The sequence below is a fragment of the Pectobacterium carotovorum genome (assembly GCA_016415585.1).
Lineage (GTDB): Bacteria > Pseudomonadota > Gammaproteobacteria > Enterobacterales > Enterobacteriaceae > Pectobacterium > Pectobacterium carotovorum_K.
This window is the reverse complement of sequence record CP066552.1, coordinates 4319828-4341518: the sequence shown is the minus strand read 5'-3', so window position 1 is coordinate 4341518 and position 21691 is coordinate 4319828. Positions and strand designations below refer to the sequence as shown.

The 21691-nt window shown below is 50.9% G+C and carries 16 protein-coding genes; 8 read left to right on the top strand and 8 right to left on the bottom strand.

All coding sequences use genetic code 11. The features are described 5' to 3' along the window. Nucleotides 1-129: 129 nt before the first annotated feature. The gene (locus JFY74_19365; protein QQG28184.1) at nucleotides 130-723 is read right to left on the bottom strand and encodes a YhgN family NAAT transporter; all 594 of its coding nucleotides are present in this window, start codon (nucleotides 721-723) and stop codon (nucleotides 130-132) included. Nucleotides 724-1022: 299 nt separating this feature from the next. On the opposite strand from JFY74_19365, the gene asd reads away from it, so the two are divergent. Beyond that, nucleotides 1023-2126 carry an aspartate-semialdehyde dehydrogenase gene (asd, locus tag JFY74_19360; protein ID QQG28183.1) on the top strand — a complete coding sequence of 368 codons (1104 nt, stop codon included), beginning with the start codon at nucleotides 1023-1025 and terminating at the stop codon, nucleotides 2124-2126. Nucleotides 2127-2298: 172 nt separating this feature from the next. Beyond that, nucleotides 2299-3099, top strand: coding sequence for an MBL fold metallo-hydrolase (locus JFY74_19355; protein ID QQG28182.1), 801 nt, complete (start codon nucleotides 2299-2301; stop codon nucleotides 3097-3099). Between the two features lie 4 nt (nucleotides 3100-3103). On the opposite strand, the gene JFY74_19350 is transcribed toward JFY74_19355, so the two are convergent. Beyond that, the gene (locus JFY74_19350) at nucleotides 3104-3592 is read right to left on the bottom strand and encodes a hypothetical protein (GenBank protein ID QQG28181.1); all 489 of its coding nucleotides are present in this window, start codon (nucleotides 3590-3592) and stop codon (nucleotides 3104-3106) included. A gap of 40 nt (nucleotides 3593-3632) precedes the next feature. Between JFY74_19350 and JFY74_19345 the strand changes: the two genes are divergently transcribed. Next, complete coding sequence (locus JFY74_19345) at nucleotides 3633-4028, top strand: hypothetical protein (GenBank protein QQG28180.1); 396 nt, start codon at nucleotides 3633-3635, stop codon at nucleotides 4026-4028. 334 nt (nucleotides 4029-4362) lie between these two features. Here JFY74_19345 and JFY74_19340 read toward each other — a convergent pair whose 3' ends face one another. Both JFY74_19340 and JFY74_19335 read right to left on the bottom strand, forming a co-directional pair. After that, nucleotides 4363-5253, bottom strand: a complete 891-nt coding sequence (locus tag JFY74_19340; protein ID QQG28179.1) for a hypothetical protein — start codon at nucleotides 5251-5253, stop codon at nucleotides 4363-4365. Nucleotides 5254-5623: 370 nt separating this feature from the next. Next, nucleotides 5624-7342: a sensor histidine kinase gene (locus tag JFY74_19335; GenBank protein QQG28178.1), complete on the bottom strand. Its 1719-nt coding sequence runs from the start codon at nucleotides 7340-7342 to the stop codon at nucleotides 5624-5626. Between the two features lie 372 nt (nucleotides 7343-7714). Between JFY74_19335 and glgB the strand changes: the two genes are divergently transcribed. From glgB to glgP, 5 genes are all read left to right on the top strand, one after another. After that, complete coding sequence (gene glgB / locus JFY74_19330; GenBank protein ID QQG28177.1) at nucleotides 7715-9892, top strand: 1,4-alpha-glucan branching enzyme; 2178 nt, start codon at nucleotides 7715-7717, stop codon at nucleotides 9890-9892. Beyond that, entirely contained in the window at nucleotides 9893-11869 is a 1977-nt protein-coding gene (glgX, locus tag JFY74_19325; protein ID QQG28176.1) for a glycogen debranching protein GlgX, read from the top strand. A 35-nt stretch (nucleotides 11870-11904) separates the two neighbouring features. Further along, a complete protein-coding gene (gene glgC, locus JFY74_19320) occupies nucleotides 11905-13182 on the top strand; it encodes a glucose-1-phosphate adenylyltransferase (GenBank protein ID QQG28175.1) in 1278 nt (425 codons plus the stop codon). A gap of 28 nt (nucleotides 13183-13210) precedes the next feature. After that, a complete protein-coding gene (glgA, locus tag JFY74_19315; protein ID QQG28174.1) occupies nucleotides 13211-14650 on the top strand; it encodes a glycogen synthase GlgA in 1440 nt (479 codons plus the stop codon). 75 nt (nucleotides 14651-14725) lie between these two features. Then, entirely contained in the window at nucleotides 14726-17173 is a 2448-nt protein-coding gene (gene glgP / locus JFY74_19310; GenBank protein QQG30589.1) for a glycogen phosphorylase, read from the top strand. Between the two features lie 107 nt (nucleotides 17174-17280). On the opposite strand, the gene JFY74_19305 is transcribed toward glgP, so the two are convergent. The 4 genes from JFY74_19305 to glpD form a co-directional block, all read right to left on the bottom strand. Then, a complete protein-coding gene (locus JFY74_19305; GenBank protein QQG28173.1) occupies nucleotides 17281-18993 on the bottom strand; it encodes a DUF2235 domain-containing protein in 1713 nt (570 codons plus the stop codon). A gap of 5 nt (nucleotides 18994-18998) precedes the next feature. Further along, on the bottom strand, nucleotides 18999-19517 hold the full coding sequence (locus JFY74_19300; GenBank protein QQG28172.1) for a hypothetical protein: 519 nt from the start codon (nucleotides 19515-19517) through the stop codon (nucleotides 18999-19001). Further along, the gene (locus tag JFY74_19295; protein ID QQG30605.1) at nucleotides 19514-19750 is read right to left on the bottom strand and encodes a hypothetical protein; all 237 of its coding nucleotides are present in this window, start codon (nucleotides 19748-19750) and stop codon (nucleotides 19514-19516) included. Before JFY74_19295 ends, JFY74_19300 begins: the two co-directional genes overlap by 4 nt. 408 nt (nucleotides 19751-20158) lie before the next feature. After that, nucleotides 20159-21658 (bottom strand): glycerol-3-phosphate dehydrogenase, encoded by a 1500-nt coding sequence (glpD, locus tag JFY74_19290; protein QQG28171.1) that lies wholly within the window; start codon nucleotides 21656-21658, stop codon nucleotides 20159-20161. Nucleotides 21659-21691: the final 33 nt, after the last annotated feature.

The window sequence follows — 21691 nt, the reverse complement described above, 5'->3', positions numbered from 1 at the left end:
CTCGGATTGCGCCATCCCTGGCGCAAACGCTTTACTCTTCTATTCCATTATCACCGTTTTCATTCTGAGAATCGTTTTGTAATGATTAGAGTAGAGCTTCGTTATCTGCATGATGGCGAAGCGCTATTTCTATAACTTCATATAAGCACGCACGCCGTCGAGGAACATCTGCGTCGATAGCATCACCAGAATTAACCCCATCAATTTCTCCAACGCACTCACGCCTTTCTCACCCAGCAAACGCAAGAACAAATCAGACATCAGCAGGATGATGAACGAGATCGTCCAGGCGATAAACAGCGCCAGCGTCAGGTGGGGGAGCTGATCGGGATACTGGTGGGAAAGCAGCATCAGCGCCGCGAGGATCGACGGCCCTGCGACCAGCGGAATCGCCATGGGCACCAGAAACGGTTCCTCTCCGGCTGGCAGACCGCTGCTATTGCCTTCCTGCGAAGGGAAAATCATACGAATCGCGATGAGGAACAGCACGATACCGCCGGAAATCGACACGGTTTCGGTGCGCAGATTCAGGAACGCCAGAATGTGTTCACCAGCGAACAGGAAAATCAGCATCAGCCCGAGTGCGATCAGCATTTCACGGATCAGCACCACACGTCGGCGTTTGGGGTCGAGGTGTTTGAGTACGGACATGAAAATCGGCAGGTTGCCGAGTGGATCCATAATGAGCAACAGCAGCACTGTTGCGGAGATCATTTCTGTCATTTTGGTTTTTTACTCCCGAAACCTTGTTTCCTGACCTGGGCCATCTTTACGGGCTGACCAACATTGTTATCCTGTGCCAGGTTGATGATATTAGAATGACTGCTGAAAATTGCCGTACTATCGAATAAATTCACTTGCGACTTTATGTACATTTTGTAAGGTTGAATGACACGATTATTTACAGGTTTACGACACGACGCGCGCGCGACCTCTGCGGGAGATCACCGAGCCAGCAATCACTAAGCGCTATCGACGTTAGCCAGAATTCTTTTTGTTACCCCCAAAGCAGGACAGTTACCATGAAAAATGTTGGTTTTATTGGCTGGCGCGGTATGGTCGGCTCGGTTCTCATGCAGCGCATGGTGGAAGAACGCGACTTTGATGTGATTCACCCGGTATTCTTTTCGACTTCTCAGCACGGCGACGCTGCTCCAGCGCTGGGCGGTCATAAAGGCGTGTTGCAGGATGCTTATAATATCGAAGCCCTGCGCGCGCTGGACATCATCATTACCTGTCAGGGCGGCGATTATACCAATGAAGTTTACCCAAAGCTGCGTGAAAGTGGCTGGCAGGGTTACTGGATCGACGCCGCATCCTCACTGCGTATGAAAGACGACGCGATTATTATTCTGGATCCGGTGAACCACGGGGTGATTCAACAGGGTCTGGATAAAGGCATCAAAACCTTTGCAGGCGGTAACTGTACCGTCAGCCTGATGCTGATGTCATTGGGCGGCCTGTTTGCTAACAATCTGGTGGAGTGGGTTTCTGCTGCGACGTATCAAGCGGCTTCTGGCGGCGGTGCGCGTCACATGCGTGAACTGCTGGCCCAGATGGGTTCGTTACACGGTGAAGTGGCGAAAGAGCTACAGGATCCGGCTTCTGCGATTCTAGATATTGAGCGTAAAGTGACAGCGCTGACCCGTAGCGGCTCACTGCCGACCGATAACTTCGGTGTGCCATTGGCGGGCAGCCTGATTCCGTGGATCGACAAACAGCTGGATAACGGCCAGAGCCGTGAAGAGTGGAAAGGTCAGGCGGAAACCAACAAGATTCTGAGCACCAGCAGCGTCATTCCTGTTGACGGTCTTTGCGTCCGTGTCGGCGCACTGCGCTGCCACAGCCAGGCGTTCACCATCAAACTGAAAAAAGACGTCGCGCTGCCGGAAATCGAACAGCTGCTGGCAACCCACAACGACTGGGTGAAAGTGGTGCCGAATGATCGCGACATCACCATGCGTGAACTGACGCCTGCTGCGGTAACGGGCACGCTCTCCACGCCGGTGGGTCGTCTGCGTAAGCTGAACATGGGGCCGGAATACCTGTCCGCCTTCACGGTCGGCGATCAGCTGCTGTGGGGAGCCGCTGAACCGCTGCGCCGTATGCTGCGCATCCTGCTGTAATCCTGCTGCTTTTCTGGCGCAACATCGGTTGGTGTTGCGTCATATCTTGATGAACGTCATACGTGTTACATGAATGCCGCAAAGCGTCAACCGTCTGTTAGATTAGTTAGCGACAGTTGCCCAGTCCGCGCTCATAATGCATTGAACTATAGTGGAATGGGATTCCCTGTATATGACATTAAAAATGAGCGTGTTAGTTGATAACCATAAAGCTGTTGGTGCTGATAATAATCTGATAACCAGACCAGGATTTAGCCTCCTTCTTCGCTCTGGTACCGATTCCGTTTTATTTGATACAGGTCCAGACGACACTTTCCTTCACAACGCGAAATTGATGGGGATATCATTGGATTCGTTATCTGCTGTTGTGTTGTCTCATGGTCATTATGATCACTGTGGTGGTGTAAAATGGTTGCTTGATAATACGAAAATCATTTGCCATCCGAATATAAACAGTAAGCGTTATGCGGCACTTGATTTTATGGGGCACATAAAAAAAGTAAAATCTTTATCAGTCAATAACGATTATTCTCGGTTTGCTATGCAATACACTCGCGTGCCTTTTCAAATAAGCGAAAAATTGATATGGTCTGGTGAAATCAAAGTTGATAATCCTGTCGCTTACGGTTATTTAGAAAAAGAAGAGAGTGTGCCTGACTATATTGATGATGAAGGTGCGCTCATCTATCTTTCTTCAAAAGGTCTCGTTATTATTACGGGGTGTGGGCATCGAGGGATTATTAATATTGTTCGTCATTGCCAGAATATTACTGGGGTCCGTCATATCCATGCTTTGGTCGGTGGTTTTCATCTCAGACGTGCATCAGTTATGAAATTATTGGAAATAAGGCGATTTCTGAAAATAATAAATCCAGACTTTATTATGGGATGCCATTGTACTGGTCACTGGGGACGATTGTGGCTACCAGAATGTAGCCATCCAGCAACCGGAAGTGAGATTGTAATTTCATGATTTTTTATGGGTAAATAAAAAATAATACGGTAATTCCACTGCATAATACAAAAGATGCAGTGGCCTTCATTACATATCTCCCATTTTTTATAAAATAAACTGAAGGGATGATAAATACGGTTGCTATAATGATAGGAACAGACAGGTTGGAGATTATTTTTATAATGCTTGGATTTATTGTTCCAACAGCGATACAAATTATAGCATTAACAATAAGAACAAAAAATCTATTTTTAAAACCTAGTGACTCAGCACTGTCTACTATTCCCATTAATGTTCCGGCATATGCACCGGAGGTTACGCAAGCTATCAAAAGCGTAGATGCGATACAGATAATGTAGTTATTGGTGTGTTTTGCCGCATATGATAGAGCGTCATTATTATTTTCTTTTATAATAAATAAATCATGGATAGAAAGCACCTTGCTTAGAGAAAATATTGTCAGAGACACAAATAAAAAAATAATAATTACTCCAGTAATAATTGTGCTCACATCTTTCTTCGCATGGCTATCCATTCTGGAAAAACGCTGGATGCATGGTGAAAAATTAAATATAAATAAAACAATTGGGATAAGTGAAAATAGGTTTATGTTACTATCCATAATCGTTGATGGGGGAGTATATCTAGGCTGCGAAGTTATAAAAAAAGTAGAAATAATTAGAATGATAATCACGGAGGGTAAAAATATTTTTGATATTAATTTCTCTATTTCTTTGTTGTATTTGAATGAACCCATTGAAAGTATATATATTATTATGCACGAAATTAAAAATCGATTAGTGAGCGAGTCTTCAAAATATCCAATGATAAGATTGACGAGAGTGATGAAATTTATTAAAGCAATCAATAGCATAGAAAACAAAAATAGCAAACATAAAACTCTAGCAGCATGTTTTCCTATGAATAGTGATGTGGAGGTAAGATAATCATTCTGTGGGCATGCTCTGATGAATTTTAAAAAAAGAATATGTGCCAAACATGAGGTGATTGCTGCAGAGATCATAAGGAATAAAAAATAGTTTGTTCCAACAATATTAGGCCCGACAGACTGGGGGAGAAAAAATATTCCGGCACCAAATGCGGTCGAAAAAAAAGTTACGGGCCAATAAAAGTAAGATATTCTCATATCAATCTTCCTAGTGTTGCTAGTTGCAAATGTTCAACTAACTCAGTCCATATGTGTCATATTTCAAGCTGTATGTGCGTTGGCAATGCTTCACCGTTTGCCTACAACTCGAGCTATTTAGGGCATAAATGTGTCTATTGAAAGCAAGATTTACCAAAAAATACTAATAGTGAGGGAAGTTCAAAGTCATCGTAAAATGCTGATGCTGCACGATAACCGTTAAGAACGTTTTGCTTTGAGCATAAAGGGAATACACCAATATGTGACGTATAGTTGTCTGCAGTTTTATTTGGGGAGATTCGATATCTTATCGCTCGGAATGTCGCTGCATTACCTGCTACACAGGTTGGTTTATTGTTTTTTATAACTTCGAATTCTTCTCCTCCTACATTCATGTATAAAGTTTCGTTTATTTTTTTAAATAACACATTATTCTTTTGGTTTTTTATATGTCGTTTAAAACGATCCGCCATATTTTTTTCACTAACGTAAAACGATGTGATATCCGTGTTGTTTTTCATACAGCTATCTTTAATATAACGGTTGATCCTCTCTGATATAATATAGGGGGATGTCGCTATTTTTCTAAAATGATTTTCTTTACCTATTTCACTTCCATCACTTTTTTCCATGTAAAAATCATTAATTTCCATTAAAAAATCAGGTTTTATTTTAAACTTCTTTATAGATTTTATGATGTAATCGATACAAAATTTTGCAGACCTTTCAACTTCTGGACTTACAGAAAATCGGTCATTAAGATTCACAACGGTGTGCCCACCTGATATGATAATTTTCTCACTGAGATAATGTGGTGATAGTTCAAGCAGTGTATTTAAATTATTTTCATTTATGTTGTTGTTAATAACTTCAGTGATACCTGATTTGTCCGCTTTGTACACAATGAAACGATCCTCATCTTTCCAGCCTTTTTTACAGTTACACTGATAATCTTCAAAAATAATTTTTTCTGCTGTTTTATAAAACTCAATATTTTTTAAAGGCATTAATTCAAGATCTGGCATTTCCTATTCCTCACAATAAAAGACATTATTATAGTCTAATTGAAACTAAAATTTGTGAGCAGTAAGTTTTTATTATCGATGGTAGATAGGAATGTTTATGGGGATTGATGTATGTCAATTTTTCAGCAAAAAAATTACTTTCTTGATAATCATCTCATTTTTTTATATTAAAGCGCCCCGAATACCTATAAGTAAACGCTGATCTTTCCGACGTAGACTTCTCTCTTCAACTGAGATTTTTCTACATAGATGTAAAAATAAGCCTTGTTAGCACACGTTAGGCTATATTTAAAATAAAATAGATAATGCAAATATTATTGCATTATCTATAAGGATGGCAGGTAAGGAGAGATCGTCTCTGATTGTGCGTTTACGCCACGCTATCCAACTGTTCCAATGCCTGACGGGGTGAGATCAGTGGGACGCGAACTTCTACGCGGGTGAATTTATCCGCTTCGCTGACTACCGTGATGCCATAGCGGTTGCCGTAGCGTGCTTTGATGCGGCGGTCGACCAGATTCATACCTAGCCCATCGCCGCCGCTGCGGGGCTGATAGGTGCCAGCGTTATCTTCTACGGACAGTTCCAGCGTGTTGGCGTGCAGGTGTCCGCTGATGTGGATGTGCCCGTTTTCAATCATCTGCGAGATACCGTGCTTAATCGCATTTTCGACAATCGGTTGCAGGGAAAACGCGGGTAATCGCGCCTCACGCAGCGCTTCCGGCAGCGAAATGTCTACGGTCAGGTGATCGGCAAAGCGCGCCTTTTCGATTTCGAGGTAGGCGTTAACGTGCTCCAGCTCGTCATTAAGCGACACTTCATCGTTGCTGCGCTTGAGGTTTTTACGGAAAAACGTCGATAGGGACAGCACCAGCTGGCGAGCGTGAGCAGGATCGCGTCGTATCACCGCGGACAGCGTATTCAGTGCGTTAAACAGAAAATGCGGGTTGACCTGCGCGTGTAGCAGCTTGATTTCCGACTGGGCCAGCAGCTGTTTCTGCTGTTCAAAACGGCCCGTCAGAATCTGTGCGGAAAGCAGGTGGGCGATCCCTTCCCCTAGCGTGCGGTTAATGCTGGAAAATAGCTTATTCTTGGGCTCATAAAGCTTGATCGTGCCGACAACGCGCTGATCTTCGCCCCGCAGCGGGATCACCAGCGTGGAACCGAGTTTGCAGTGTGATGAAACCGAACAGGTATAAGACACCTCGTTGCCGTCGGCGTACACCACCTGATTGTTATCTATCGCCCGACGGGTGTGTGATGACGTGATAGGCGCGCCGACGTTGTGGTGGTCGTCGCCCAGTCCGATGAAGGCCAGCAGCTTGTCACGATCGGTAATGGCTACGGCACCCACACCTAACTCTTCATATAAAATACGGGCAACGCGCATACTGTTTTGCGGGTTAAATCCCTGACGCAGCGCCCCTTCGGCGCGGGCGGCGATTTGCAGCGCCTTGGCGGAAAACGCGGAGGTGTATTTTTCAAAAATGGCGCGTCTGTCGAGCAGGATGCGCATGAACATGGCAGCACCGATGGTGTTGGTGATCATCATCGGTAAGGCGATATCTCGAACCAGTTCAACCGCATTATCAAACGGACGGGCGACCAGCAGGATAATCGCCATTTGTAGTATCTCCGCAACCAGCGCGGTCAGACCGACGACGAGGGGCTGAAACAGCAAATCGATACGGTTGCGGCGTGCCAGATAGCGGTGTAACAGCCCACCGAGCAAGCCTTCGGCAATCGTCGACAGCATACAGGCCAGCGCGGTCATTCCGCCCATCGAATAACGGTGTAATCCGCCCGTTAATCCGACGAGAAAACCGACGGAAGGGCCGCCCAGCATGCCGCCGAGCACGGCGCCCGTCGCGCGGGTATTGGCAATAGAATCGTCTATATGCAGGCCGAAATAGGTTCCCATAATGCAAAACACGGAAAAAACCAGATAGCAGACCAACTTGTGCGGCAGGCGGATGGTGACCTGCATCAGCGGGATAAAAAGCGGTGTTTTACTGAGCAAATAAGCGATAACCAGATACACACACATCTGCTGTAAAAGGGAAAGAATCAGATCAATCTGGCTAACCATGGACGGGGTCTCATCATACGCAATCCGCCAAATTGTACTGCTTTTTGCTAGCGGACGAATCGATCTTTAAACAAAAGATGCTAATTATCCCGTGTCATCACTTATTCATATAAATATAAACGGAAAAATTTCATCAGTTCTCTGATATTTCTCCGTTCTTTGACTACGCTGAATTAGGGGGCGTGGTTCAAGAACTCTTTCATAGTATTCATTATTTTTACACGTCGCTGTTATTCATTAGCAAGCTAATAACCCGTTATTTTTATTGGTTTTTTGTTAAAAATAAGTAACGGGGGAATATAAACGCAACGTAATGCGCTTTTTATATTACTTATTTATTTAATTCAAATGGTTAATCAGAGGATGGATACCATGTCAGCGTTTTCTGAGGCGATTAATTCACTTATTTCTGGGCACTATGCCGACCCATTTTCGCTGTTAGGTATGCATCATTCCTCCAAAGGTCTTGAAGTTCGGGCACTGCTGCCAGATGCGCAGGCAGTCTGGGTTGTGGATGCCAGCAATGGACGAAAAATCGTCGAGCTGGATCGTGTAGACGAACGCGGTTTTTTTTGTGGCCTGGTGCCACGTCGGAAGCAGGCTTTTCACTATCAATTAGCCGTGACCTGGGGTGAAGAAACCTGGGTCATTGAAGATCCTTACCGTTTTGGCCCGCTGTTGCAGGATATGGATATTTGGCTTTTGGCTGAAGGCACCCACCTGCGCCCTTACGAGCGACTGGGCGCACATCTGGAAACGCTGGACGGGGTCGAAGGCACGCGCTTTGCCGTCTGGGCACCGAATGCGCAGCGCGTTTCAGTGGTGGGGCAGTTCAACTTCTGGGACGGTCGACGTCACCCGATGCGGTTGCGACAGGAAAACGGCATTTGGGAACTGTTTCTGCCCGATGTGAAAGCGGGACAGCTCTACAAATATGAAATGATCGACAGCCACGGCAGCGTCCGACTGAAGGCCGATCCGTATGCGTTTGAAGCGCAGATGCGCCCGGATACCGCGTCGCTGATTACACCGCTGCCTGAGAAAGTCCCGACCAGCGACGCCCGGCGTGAGGCGAATGGGCTGCGTTCACCGATCTCCATTTATGAAGTTCACCTGGGTTCCTGGCGGCGGCATACGGATAACAATTTCTGGCTGAGCTATCAGGAATTGGCGAATCAGCTGATTGATTATGTTCAGTACATGGGCTTCACACACGTTGAGCTGATGCCGATTAACGAACATCCGTTCGATGGCAGCTGGGGTTATCAACCGCTGGGGCTGTATGCGCCAACCCGCCGTTTCGGCACGGCGTCGGAGTTCAGAGCCTTTGTTGATGCGCTCCATGACGCGGGCATCAACGTCCTGCTGGACTGGGTGCCGGGGCATTTTCCCGGCGACGAATACGGTTTGGCACAGTTTGACGGCACCGCGCTGTATGAATACGCCGATCCGCGCGAAGGCTATCATCAGGACTGGAACACGCTGATTTATAACTATGGCCGCCATGAGGTGCGTAACTATCTGGCGGGTAATACGCTGTTCTGGATGGAGCGCTATGGCATCGATGGGCTGCGGGTAGACGCCGTGGCGTCCATGATTTACCGCGACTACAGTCGTAGCGAAGGCGAATGGGTGCCGAACCATTATGGTGGTAAAGAGAATCTCGAAGCTATCGCGTTTCTGCGCTACACCAACCACATGCTGGGTCATGCCGCACCGGCGGCGATCACGCTTGCTGAAGAGTCCACCGATTATCCGGGCGTCACGCTGCCGCCGGACTGCAACGGCTTAGGGTTTCACTACAAGTGGAACATGGGCTGGATGCACGACACGCTGGCCTACATGCAACTCGATCCGGTTCACCGCAAATACCATCACGATTTGCTGACATTCGGCATGTTGTACGCCTATAGCGAGAACTTCGTGCTGCCGCTGTCTCACGATGAAGTGGTGCACGGCAAGCACTCGCTGCTGGATCGCATGCCCGGCGATGTCTGGCAGAAGTTTGCCAATTTACGTGCTTATTACGGCTTTATGTGGGCGTATCCCGGCAAGAAGCTGCTGTTTATGGGCGGCGAATTTGCGCAAGGGCGTGAGTGGAACCACGATGCCAGTCTGGACTGGCATCTGTTGGATGAACCGGAAGGCTGGCACCGTGGCGTGCAGACACTGGTGCGCGATCTCAACCACTACTATCGCCAGCAGCCGTCGCTGTATCAGCTGGATTTTCAGCCGCAGGGCTTTGAGTGGCTGGTGGTGGACGACCGGGAAAACTCGGTCTTTGCCTTTGTCCGGCGTGATGAGCAAGGCAATGAAGTGCTGGTCGTCAGCAACTTTACGCCGGTTCCGCGCTATGGATACCGGATTGGCATCAACCAGCCTGGCGGCTGGCGAGAAGCGATCAACACAGATTCTGTCCACTACAACGGTAGCGATGTGGGCAATGTCGGGACGATTTACAGCGAAGAGCACGCCAGCCACCAGCGCCAGCATTCTCTGGTGCTGACCATTCCGCCGCTTGCCACGCTGTACTTGGTGAAGGAGGCGTAAATGGCGGAATTGCAGACGGGCAAGCCGACGCCGCTGGGGGCCAGTTTTGATGGGCAGGGCGTGAATTTCGCCCTGTTTTCGGCGGATGCTGAGCGGGTCGAGCTGTGCGTGTTTGATGAACGTCAGCAGGAACAGCGTATTGAGCTGACGGCACGCAGCGGCGATATCTGGCATGGCTATCTCCCCGATGCGCAGCCGGGGCTACGCTACGGTTTCCGAGTCGATGGGCCGTTCGAGCCTTCTCTGGGTTTGCGTTTCAATCCGCATAAGCTGCTGTTGGATCCGTGCGCACGTCAGCTTGATGGCTGGGTGGTGGATGACGCTTGCCTGCAAGGCGGGATTGACCAACGAGATGAGCGCGATAGCGCTGCCATCATGGCGAAGTGCGTGGTTACGGCTGAGGATTACGACTGGCAGGATGACCAGCATCCGCAAACGCCCTGGAATCAGACGGTGATCTATGAGGCGCACGTTCGCGGGCTGACGCAGTTGCACCCTGATATTCCCGAAGACATTCGCGGTAGCTATGCGGCGTTAGGCCATCCGGTGATGATTGACTATCTGACGTCGCTGGGCGTGACGGCGCTGGAGTTGCTCCCGGTGCAGCAGCATGCCGATGAACCCCGACTTCAACAGTTGGGGCTGCGTAACTACTGGGGCTATAACGTGCTGCTGCCGTTTGCCGTCGATAACAGCCTGGCGGCGGGTGACGACGCGCTGAATGAATTTCGGGATGCGGTGAAAGCGCTGCATCACGCGGGTATCGAAGTCATTCTGGATGTGGTGTTCAACCACAGCGCCGAGCTGGACGTCGAAGGGCCTACGCTGTGCCAGCGCGGCATCGACAACCGCAGTTATTACTGGCTGGGTGACAACGGCGAATACCATAACTGGACCGGCTGCGGCAATGTGCTGCGCCTGAATCATCCGGCGGTAATTGATTGGGTGATGGACTGCCTGCGCTTCTGGCGCGAGGTGTGCCACGTTGACGGTTTCCGCTTCGATCTGGCAACGGTGCTGGGGCGTACCCCGGATTTTACCGCCGCCGCGCCGCTGCTGTCCGCCATGAAAAATGATAGCCGCTTGCAGGGCTGCAAGCTGATCGCCGAACCGTGGGACATCGGGCATGGCGGTTATCAGCTCGGTCAGTTCCCAACACCGTTTGCCGAGTGGAGTGACCGCTACCGTGACGACATGCGCCGCTTTTGGCTGCATGGTGATATTTCTCTCGGCGCATTTGCCCGCCGCTTTGCCGCCTCCAGCGACATCTTCCAGCAGCGCGACCGCCTACCTTACGCCTCTATCAATAAACTGACCGCCCATGACGGCTTTACGCTGCGCGATCTGGTGAGTTTCAACCACAAGCACAACGATGCCAACGGCGAGGGCAACCGTGACGGCACAGGCAGCAATTTCAGCAATAACCACGGCACGGAAGGACTGGAAGCGGACGACGACATCCTTCAACGCCGACTGGCCAGCCAGAAGGCGCTGCTGACGACGCTGATTCTGTCGCAGGGAACGCCAATGCTGCTGGCAGGTGATGAACTGGGACACAGCCAGCAGGGCAACAACAACGCCTACTGTCAGGATAACGAATTGACCTGGCTACACTGGGAAAACGCGAATAGCGCACTGCGCGAATTTGTCGCCGGATTGATCCAGTTACGCCGCACGATTCCGGCATTACAGCAGGAAACGTGGTGGCAAGAAGGGGATGGTGCGGTGCAGTGGTTGAACCGAGAAGGACAGCCTTTGACGCCGCAACAGTGGGAGCAGGGGGAGCATCAGCTACAGATTTTACTTTCCGGTCGTTGGCTCGTGTTGTTTAACGCCAGCCTGCATGCCGGTGCGTTCATTTTGCCAGAAGGCCACTGGCAGGTTTCACCGCCGTTTGATGAGACGAATCCGCCTGAGGGTGGAATTTGGCACGGACAAGCGCAGGCGGTAGGCGTCTTGATAAAACAGACCGCCTAAGCGCAAGCCATTAAAAGAATAATCAGGAGATAGCCATGGTGAATAACGACAAGCATGACCCTCTGATGTTGGCAAGACAGCTCCCTTTGAAATCCGTGGCATTAATTTTGGCCGGAGGCCGTGGAACGCGACTGAAAGGGCTGACGGCATTGCGTGCCAAGCCCGCCGTCCATTTTGGCGGCAAATTTCGCATCATTGATTTCGCGCTCTCTAACTGCCTGAATTCCGGTATCCGCCGTATTGGCGTGATTACGCAATATCAGTCGCATACGCTGGTGCAGCACATTCAGCGCGGCTGGTCATTTCTGAATGCGGAAATGAACGAATTTGTCGATTTGCTTCCTGCGCAGCAGCGCCATTCTACCGATCACTGGTATCGGGGAACGGCGGACGCGGTTTGTCAGAATCTCGACATTATTCGGCGCTACCGTGCGGAGTATGTGGTGATCCTCGCGGGCGATCACATCTACAAAATGGACTACTCACGTATGCTGATCGATCACGTGGAGAAGGGCGCGGAATGTACCGTCGCCTGCCTGCCCGTGCCGATAGAAGAGGCCAGCGCCTTTGGCGTCATGAGCGTGGACAAACAGCATCGCATCCTCGATTTTGCTGAAAAACCGGATAACCCGACGCCGATGCCGGATAACCCCGATATGGCGCTCGCGAGCATGGGGATCTATGTTTTTAATGCGGACTATCTTTATCAATTACTGGAAGCGGATCGTAACGCGACGGACTCTGCCCACGACTTTGGGCAGGATTTGATCCCGAAGATTGTCTCGCAGCGTCTGGCCTGGGCGCATCCTTTTACGCTGTCGTGCGTCACGTCGGGCGAAGATGAAAACCAGTATTGGCGGGATGTCGGCACGCTGGAAGCCTACTGGCGTGCCAATCTCGATTTGGCGTCAGTGACGCCGGAGCTGGATGTGTACGATCGGCACTGGCCGATTCGTTCCGCGATTGAATCGCTGCCGCCCGCCAAATTTGTTCAGGACCGTTCCGGCAGTCACGGCATGACGATGAACTCGCTGGTGTCCGGGGGCTGCATCGTCTCCGGTTCTGTTGTCACGCATTCGGTGCTGTTCCCGCGCGTGCGGGTGAATTCGTTTTGCAGTATCGATTCGACGGTGATCCTGCCGGACGTCAACGTGGGGCGCTCCTGTCGTTTACGCCGTTGTGTGATCGATCGCGCCTGCCACTTGCCGGAAGGCATGGTGATTGGTGAAAACGCGGAAGAGGATAGCCGCCGTTTTTACCGTTCGGAAGAGGGGATCGTGCTGGTCACACGATCAATGTTGGAAAAGCTGTAAACACCATCGGAACAAAACGGGAGTAATAATGCGGGTCTTACATGTTTGTTCAGAGCTATTTCCACTATTGAAAACCGGTGGACTGGCTGATGTGGCTGGTGCGTTGCCCGGCGCGCAGATTGCGGCGGGGATGGATGCCCGTGTCATCCTGCCTGCCTTCCCCGATCTGAAAAAAGGCATCGCTAACCTAGAGGTCGTGCGTGAGCTGGATACCTTCGCGGGGCATGTCACGTTGCTGTTCGGCCATTTTAACGGCGTCGGTATTTATTTGATTGATGTGCCTGAGCTGTATGAACGCGCGGGCAGCCCTTATCACGACCCGGCGCTTTATGCTTATGCCGACAACTACCTGCGGTTTGCGCTGCTGGGGTGGATGGGATGTGAAATGGCATGCGGTTTGGATCACTATTGGCGACCTGATGTTGTCCATGCTCATGACTGGCACGCGGGGTTGACCTGTGCCTATCTGGCGGCGCGCAACCGTCCGGCGAAATCGGTCTTTACCGTTCACAACCTGGCCTATCAGGGGCTGTTTGATGCCCGGCATATGCCCGATATCCATCTACCGAGCGATTTCTTTCAGGTGTACGGGCTGGAGTTTTACGGTCAGATTTCCTACCTCAAGGCGGGATTGTACTACGCTGACCATATTACGACCGTGAGCCCAACCTACGCGCACGAGATTACGCTGCCAGCTTATGGGTACGGCATGGAGGGCTTGCTGAAAACGCGTGAAGAAGAAGGACGGCTGTCCGGTATTCTCAATGGCGTAGACGAAACGATTTGGAATCCAGCGCACGATCCTTTACTCACCAGCCATTACACCCGAGATGCTTTAGCGGACAAAGCCGCAAACAAGCGGCATCTGCAAACGGCGATGGGCCTGAAGGTTGACGACAAGGCACCGGTTTTTGCCATCGTCAGTCGCCTGACCAGCCAGAAAGGGCTCGATATCGCGCTAAGCGCGGTGCCGGACCTGCTGGAACAGGGCGGGCAACTGGTGGTGCTGGGCGCAGGAGATGCCGATTTGCAGGAGGGCTTTCTGGCGGCGGCGGCAGAATATCACGGTCAGGTTGGCGTACAGATTGGCTATCATGAGTCCTTCTCGCACCGCATTATTGGCGGCGCGGATGTCATCATGGTGCCAAGCCGATTTGAGCCTTGTGGGTTAACACAGCTCTACGGCCTGAAATATGGCACGTTGCCGCTGGTGCGCCGAACCGGCGGGCTGGCGGATACAGTCGCTGACTGTTCTCTGGAGAATCTGGCGGATGGGCTGGCAAGCGGGTTCGTCTTTAACAATTGCAGTGTGGGATCGCTATCCCGCGCGATTCGTCGTGTGTTTGTGTTGTGGTCCCGACCCACGCTATGGCGCTATGTGCAGCGTCAGGCGATGGCGATGGATTTTGGTTGGCAGGTTTCTGCTCAGGCTTATGGTGCGCTATATCAACGCTTGTATACCCACTAGTTTTCCTGCTGCGCGTCATCCTCGTGCAATCTGAAAGCGACAGGGTAGGGTAACACTCACTTGGGAATGAATATTATGAACTCGCCGTTTATCTATACTTCACCAACGCTCAGTGTGGAAGCGCTGAAACACTCCATTGCTTACAAGCTCATGTTTAGCGTAGGGAAAGATCCCTCCATTGCGAATAAACATGACTGGCTGAACGCCACGCTGCTGGCCGTGCGTGACCGGATGGTGGAACGCTGGCTGCGTTCGAATCGGGCACAGCTTTCGCAAGATGTGCGGCAGGTCTATTACCTGTCGATGGAATTTTTGCTGGGGCGGACGTTGTCGAACGCACTGCTGGCGATGGGATTGTATGACGATCTGAAGGCCGCGCTGGATGGTATGGGGCTGGAACTGGACGATCTGCTACAGGAAGAAAACGATCCCGGCTTAGGGAATGGCGGCCTGGGGCGTCTGGCTGCCTGCTTCCTGGATTCGCTGGCGACGATGGCGCTGCCGGGGCGCGGCTACGGTATTCGCTACGAATACGGCATGTTTAAACAAAATATTGTTAACGGCAAGCAGGCGGAATCGCCGGACTACTGGCTGGAATACGGTAATGCGTGGGAATTCCCCCGTCATAGCACGCGTTACAAAGTGCGCTTCGGCGGCCGAATCCAGCAGGAAGGCAGCAAAATGCGCTGGCTGGAAACGGAAGAAGTTATTGCCTGTGCCTACGACCAAATCATTCCCGGTTTTGATACGGATGCCACCAATACACTGCGTCTGTGGGGCGCGCAGGCCAGTAACGAAATCAATCTGGGTAAATTCAATCAGGGCGACTATTTTGCGGCGGTGGAAGATAAAAACCACTCGGAAAACGTGTCGCGTGTGCTGTATCCCGATGATTCCACCTATTCAGGCCGCGAGCTGCGTCTGCGTCAGGAATACTTCCTGGTTTCCGCTACAGTGCAGGACATTCTGAGCCGCCACTGGATGATGCATAAGACCTACGCCAATTTGGCGGAGAAGTTCGCCATCCACCTGAACGATACGCATCCGGTGCTGGCCATCCCTGAGCTGATGCGTTTGCTGATTGATGAGCATAAATTCAAATGGATAGAGGCGTGGACCGTGGTGAGGAAAGTCTTCTCCTATACCAACCACACGCTGATGCAGGAAGCGCTGGAAACCTGGCCGGTTGATATGCTGGGTAAAATTCTGCCGCGCCATCTGCAATTGATTTTCGAAATTAACGAACATTTTCTGGAGTACGTCCAGAAAGAAGTCCCTGATGACAACGAGCTGCTGGCGCGAGTCTCCATCATTGATGAAAACAACGGGCGTAAAGTGCGGATGGCGTGGCTGGCCGTGGTCGCCAGCCATAAGGTGAACGGCGTATCGGAGCTGCATTCGGATCTGATGGTGCAGTCCCTGTTTGCCGACTTTGCCCGACTTTTCCCCAACCGCTTCTGTAATAAAACCAATGGTGTGACGCCGCGACGCTGGCTGGCGCTGGCCAACCCGTCGCTTTCCAAGCTTCTGGATGACACCATTGGGCAGACTTGGCGCACCGATCTGAGCCAGTTGAGCGAACTGAAACAGCACATCGATTATCCGGCATTTGTGCAGAAAATCAGCAAGGTGAAGCTGAAGAATAAAGTGCGTTTAGCGAACTATATGGCGGAAAACCTGAATATTGTGGTTAACCCGGAATCGCTGTTTGATGTGCAGATCAAGCGTATTCACGAATATAAGCGCCAACTGCTGAACGTGTTGCACGTCATGACACTCTATAACCGCATTAAGGATGACCCCGAGGTCGAGCGTGTGCCGCGTGTCGTCATTTTTGCGGGCAAGGCGGCGTCAGCTTATTACATGGCGAAGCACATTATTAACTTGATCAACGACGTCGCGAAGGTGGTCAACAACGATCCGACCCTGCACGATCGGCTGAAAGTGGTCTTCATCCCGAACTACAGCGTGAGTCTGGCGCAGCTGATCATCCCAGCAGCGGATCTCTCTGAACAGATCTCGCTGGCGGGAACGGAAGCATCCGGGACCAGTAATATGAAATTTGCGCTGAACGGCGCACTGACGATCGGCACGCTGGATGGGGCGAATGTCGAAATGCTGGAACATATTGGCGAAGAGAATATGTTTATCTTCGGCAACACGGCCGATCAGGTCGAAGCGCTACGGCAGAACGGTTACAACCCACGGCAATATTACGATCAGGACGAAGAATTACACCGCGTGCTGACGCAAATCACCACGGGCGTTTTCAACCCTGACGATAGCCGACGCTACAGCGATCTGTTTGATTCACTGGTGAATTTTGGTGATTACTACCAGTTACTGGCAGACTATCGCAGCTATGTGGATACGCAGGATCGGGTGGATGAGCTGTATCAGAACAAGGACGAATGGGCGCGCTGTGCCGTCCAGAATATTGCCAACATGGGCTATTTCTCGTCTGACCGTACCATTGGCGAATACGCAAAAGACATCTGGAATATCAAACCGATACGGTTGTGATGAGAGAAGGGCTTCTCTCTTATGACTAAGTTTTAAAAAGACAACAGGCGTTCAATGAACGCCTGTTTACTAAGGTTGGGGGAGAGCCGTGTTTAGAGTTGCAACGATCATGCAGCAGCTTCGTCATCGGCAGCAACTATCTCGATTCCGCGTGGGACGAAGAAGTTATTGTTCCTCAACATCGTACCCGCCTGATCGTTCAGCGTAGCGAACTTGAGTTCCTCTGACGCAAAATCGTGCATAAAATAATTGAAGAAAATATCTACCTCACGCGGCACTCGCTTAGTTTCATCAAAAAACTTCACCAAATTGGCTCCCTGATACATCTGTCGGCGCAGCCCCCGGCTTCTCAACACGTTCTCCGCATCGCGCCCGACCTGTATCAACCAGCCCCACTGCGCGTTCAGCTTCTCCCGCTCACTGCCTGTCGTGTTTTGACGGAGTATCTTGTAATCATGCAGTTTTTCCCCCAGCCAAACGCAATAGTGGATCATGTGCAGTTCAAACGCTTCCGGTGTCGGGTTCATTTGCCCCACCCATTTGCTGTAGAACTCACTGTATGCCTTCGCCGAGTAGCCCAGCCGGCTATCCTGCATGATGAAATATTGGGCTACTCGTGGGTTTTTAGCATCAAGAGTGAGAAAATTGGGGAAAGGCACCTGTGCCTTGCGCGCCGTTTCGAACATCTGTCGCAGCGGCACCCGACACAGCTCGGCGCTGGGGCGCTGTTCGTTGGGGAGCAGCCCACCCGTCACATCTTCACTGATGCCGGGGCAGAGCACTTCACGCCAGCCTGATTTGAGCGGCCCCAACGGCAACAGAGGACGGGATTCTCGCCGTTCATGTGCCGCTATCAGGTGCAAGGCGTTTTTTACTGCCGGATGAAGAGGTTTATCGAACGCAATCACTTTCGCGCCAAAAGCCGTGGTGATCATGCCAACAACAGGGTGCCGGGCAACGAGTCCGGCTCCGTCAGAGACGGTTGCCACCGTATCCCCCATGTCCAGCGAGCTGCGGCGCGTGCAGTCGAACAGGCCAGCAAAAATGACCTCGACTTTACTGTCCTCATAACGGTATTCGTTTCCCACCTTGGTACAGACCGACTCCAATAACTCGTCGATAAAGCGCCGAGCCAACGCCGCTCCCAGATCGGCACCGAACACCGAAATCTGGATCAATTTGATGGGCAGTTGATTAATTTTTTTTACATCCGCCACGTTTAGCTTGAATTGGTTCTTTGCTGAATCCACCCGCGCATCAACGCCAGTCATGAGCAACTCAGCCACGATCGGATTATCCCGAATAGGCTCGGCGGCCTCGAGCAACGAGCGGGTTACCGCCTTTTTGGCAGCGGACGCTGCAGCGTCGAGGCCACTCTTCATGGTCCGCAGGTCGTCCAGTTTATTGGAGAGCGCCTGACTCCAGTCTCCCTTAAAAGCACCCCTAACGGTATCGACCGCCGTTTCTTTCCCCTGTTCAACCAGTGCATCGGCATAGTCCTCAGGCAGCGCCTTCTGTCTGGCGTCCATAATGCTATCTAGTCTCTCGGACGGCGTATCGTCAAGGGGGGTTCCCAGGCCGGGGACATAAATTTTGGCGTAAGAATACGAAGAGGTAAGACCTGCTTTTATCTCCAGAGGGTGAGCACGAAACAAACGGCCCACGTTAGTCAGACGCTGGCTTTCTTCATCCACATTGATATTGCGTTTCAGACCATCGAAGAAGAAACCTATCTGTAACGCCAGAGAGCAGGTGCCTATCCCCGCCTGATGGCGGCTCTCTTCACGCGCAACGCGACATTCAAGATCATCCCAATCCACCTTATTTATCTCCTTGTTCTATAGGTATCGACGATGCTATCCATTTCAACGACACAGCTTTCAGCCCACCGAATCATCGGTTTATTATCAGGTAACATCAGCACACAGAAACCATTCTGCCCCTTATCTCGTTTAGGCATCGGTAAGACCACAGAGTGGATCTCTGGACGATATCCAAGCTCATCATATTGTTTACGAGTCATCGCAAGTTCCCATTTAATATTGACCTTGTCCCCATCTATCCGATAGGGGCCAGCGCTTCCTCCTCCTCCTGCATGAAATCCATCAAACGCATCAGTATTGCTACCCATATTGCCATTGACGTACACATAGCTAATGGGGCGATCGATCACCGAATGAACAACGATTGACGCTCCGCCATGCCGTTCCTGAATCAGAAACGTCCAGCCCAGCCAAAGTACCAGCAGAATGCTTGCCACCCACCGCCCCCAGCGCGGCAAGATCTGCCATATCGCCGTTATCAACCCCGAGATTGCTCTAATCAAACCATTTGCCGCACTCATGTTCGTCCCTTTTGTTTTTCTAAAGCCTGACGACCACCTTCCAGATAGACTAATGCCCACAGCCGTCTTTGAGCTTCTATCGCACCAGCCTGATCGGCTTTTCTCAGCGCCTTGCGAACGATGTTCATTCTTTCACTGGGTGGGAAATGTCTGATGCTATCCTCCATTACCACAGAGTGAGTAGGCGTTGCTCGCCAGAGTGCCTCGTGTTGCTCGACAAGTTGATAAAGCATCACATTGATAACCACGCTACGCAGGCGAAAAGCGCAAAACATTTAAGTTGAGCGGAGAGTCGGTGTGTTCACGTCGTGGGAGACAAGAAGGTTGCAGGGTTGAAGCGGTGTGAAGAGTAATGAAAACGTTCCATGTGGCATCCTTGACGCTATTCCTTTTAAGACAGTACGCGTAAAGGATAACAAGATTTTTTCAGAGTCAATAGCACAAAAAAGGACTAAAACTAAGCAAGTCCATTGATTAATATTGAAATAATCTCATGGGGAATAAATTAGAGGGCGAATCAAAAAGACTCAATCATCATCGGAGAACAGGGTTCGTACGATAAGAGTATTTTGGACGTCTGCTATTTATAGTAGGAAGGCTTCTCGATCAGGAGGCCTGATCGAGAAGTAGGGCTGGAGCAATTAACCCGCTTTTGCCATCTGCTGGTAATGGTTTGCCAGCCAGTCGCTGACGCGTTGTTTCTGGGCGTCATCAAAGCGCATGCCCAGTTTGGTACGGCGCCAGATGACGTCGTCCAGCGTGACAGCCCACTCTTTTTCGACCAGATAACGTAGCTCTGCTTCATACAGGTCATGGCCGAAATCTTCACCCAGATCGCTGAGACCTTTCGCGTTTGCCAGAATCAGTTCGCTGTTTGAACCGTAGGTGCGGCTGTAACGGCGCGTCAGTGATTCAGGCAGATTGAAGCGGCGACGCAGCGCGGCGGCGTAGTCATCACGCGTGCCAGCGATATCGCCACCCGGCAGTACTGCACCTTTCGTCCAGGCTTTACCCGCTTGCGGGTAGTATTTGTGCAGCTTATCCAGCGCGTGTTCTGCCAGCTTACGGTATGTCGTCAGCTTGCCGCCAAATACGGAAAGCAGTGGAGCCTGACCGTTATCATCATCGACTGACAGCGTGTAGTCACGGGTAATCGCCTGCGGAGAATCGGATTCGTCATCACACAGTGGACGCACGCCAGAGTAAGTCCAGACGATATCATCACGCGTAAGCTGCTGTTTGAAATGGTCGTTATACACATCCAACAGGTAGCCGACTTCGTTATCATCGATCTTCACATCGTGCGGATTGCCTTTGTACTCCACGTCGGTCGTGCCGATGATTGAGTAGTCATCCTGCCACGGGATTACGAACACAATACGGTGATCTTTGTTTTGCAGAATATACGCTTGCGGCTGGTTATGGACTTTTGGCACCACAATGTGGCTGCCTTTGATCAAACGGATGCCGTAAGGCGATTTCAGCTGTAGGCCGTCATCAAAGAATTCTTTCACCCACGGACCCGTGGCGTTCACCAGACCTTTGGCGCGCCAGGTGAAGGTTTCGCCGGTCAGTGAATCAACCGCATCCACAATCCACACGCCTTGCTCACGGCGAGCGCGAGTGACTTTGGTGCGGGTACGGACTTCCCCACCGCGTTTTGTCACTTCCTGCGCGTTTAACACCACCAGACGCGCATCGTCCACCCAGCAGTCAGAATATTCAAAGCCCTGTTTCAGCTCAGGCTTAAGCACAGAATCTGCGCCGAATTTCAGGCCTTTACTGGCGGGCAGGCTGACGCGTTTGCCAATGTTGTCGTACATGAACAGGCCGATACGAATCATCCAGGCCGGACGCAGGTGCGGCTGATGGGGCAAACGAAAGCGCATGGGGAAAATAATGTGCGGAGCCATTTTCAGCAGCGTTTCGCGCTCGGACAGTGCTTCGCTGACCAAACGAAACTCATAGTGCTCAAGGTAACGCAGGCCGCCGTGAATCAGCTTGGAACTGGCGGAGGACGTGGCACAGGCAAGATCCTGCGCTTCCAACAACAGGACTGATAACCCTCGCCCAGCCGCATCTGCGGCGATGCCTGCACCGTTAATTCCGCCGCCGATAACGATTAGATCTTTGGTTTCCACGTTTCTTCCTCCACCCTCGAATAAATCAAAATG

Coding starts and splice junctions, on each gene's coding strand:
- JFY74_19300 (QQG28172.1), bottom strand. CDS start 19,517: ATGAGTGCGGCAAATGGTTTGATTAGAGCAATCTCGGGGTTGATAACG.
- JFY74_19295 (QQG30605.1), bottom strand. CDS start 19,750: ATGCTTTATCAACTTGTCGAGCAACACGAGGCACTCTGGCGAGCAACG.
- glgA (QQG28174.1), top strand. CDS start 13,211: ATGCGGGTCTTACATGTTTGTTCAGAGCTATTTCCACTATTGAAAACC.
- asd (QQG28183.1), top strand. CDS start 1,023: ATGAAAAATGTTGGTTTTATTGGCTGGCGCGGTATGGTCGGCTCGGTT.
- glgP (QQG30589.1), top strand. CDS start 14,726: ATGAACTCGCCGTTTATCTATACTTCACCAACGCTCAGTGTGGAAGCG.
- JFY74_19355 (QQG28182.1), top strand. CDS start 2,299: ATGACATTAAAAATGAGCGTGTTAGTTGATAACCATAAAGCTGTTGGT.
- JFY74_19345 (QQG28180.1), top strand. CDS start 3,633: ATGCATGGTGAAAAATTAAATATAAATAAAACAATTGGGATAAGTGAA.
- JFY74_19340 (QQG28179.1), bottom strand. CDS start 5,253: ATGCCAGATCTTGAATTAATGCCTTTAAAAAATATTGAGTTTTATAAA.
- JFY74_19365 (QQG28184.1), bottom strand. CDS start 723: ATGACAGAAATGATCTCCGCAACAGTGCTGCTGTTGCTCATTATGGAT.
- glgX (QQG28176.1), top strand. CDS start 9,893: ATGGCGGAATTGCAGACGGGCAAGCCGACGCCGCTGGGGGCCAGTTTT.
- glgB (QQG28177.1), top strand. CDS start 7,715: ATGTCAGCGTTTTCTGAGGCGATTAATTCACTTATTTCTGGGCACTAT.
- glgC (QQG28175.1), top strand. CDS start 11,905: ATGGTGAATAACGACAAGCATGACCCTCTGATGTTGGCAAGACAGCTC.
- JFY74_19335 (QQG28178.1), bottom strand. CDS start 7,342: ATGGTTAGCCAGATTGATCTGATTCTTTCCCTTTTACAGCAGATGTGT.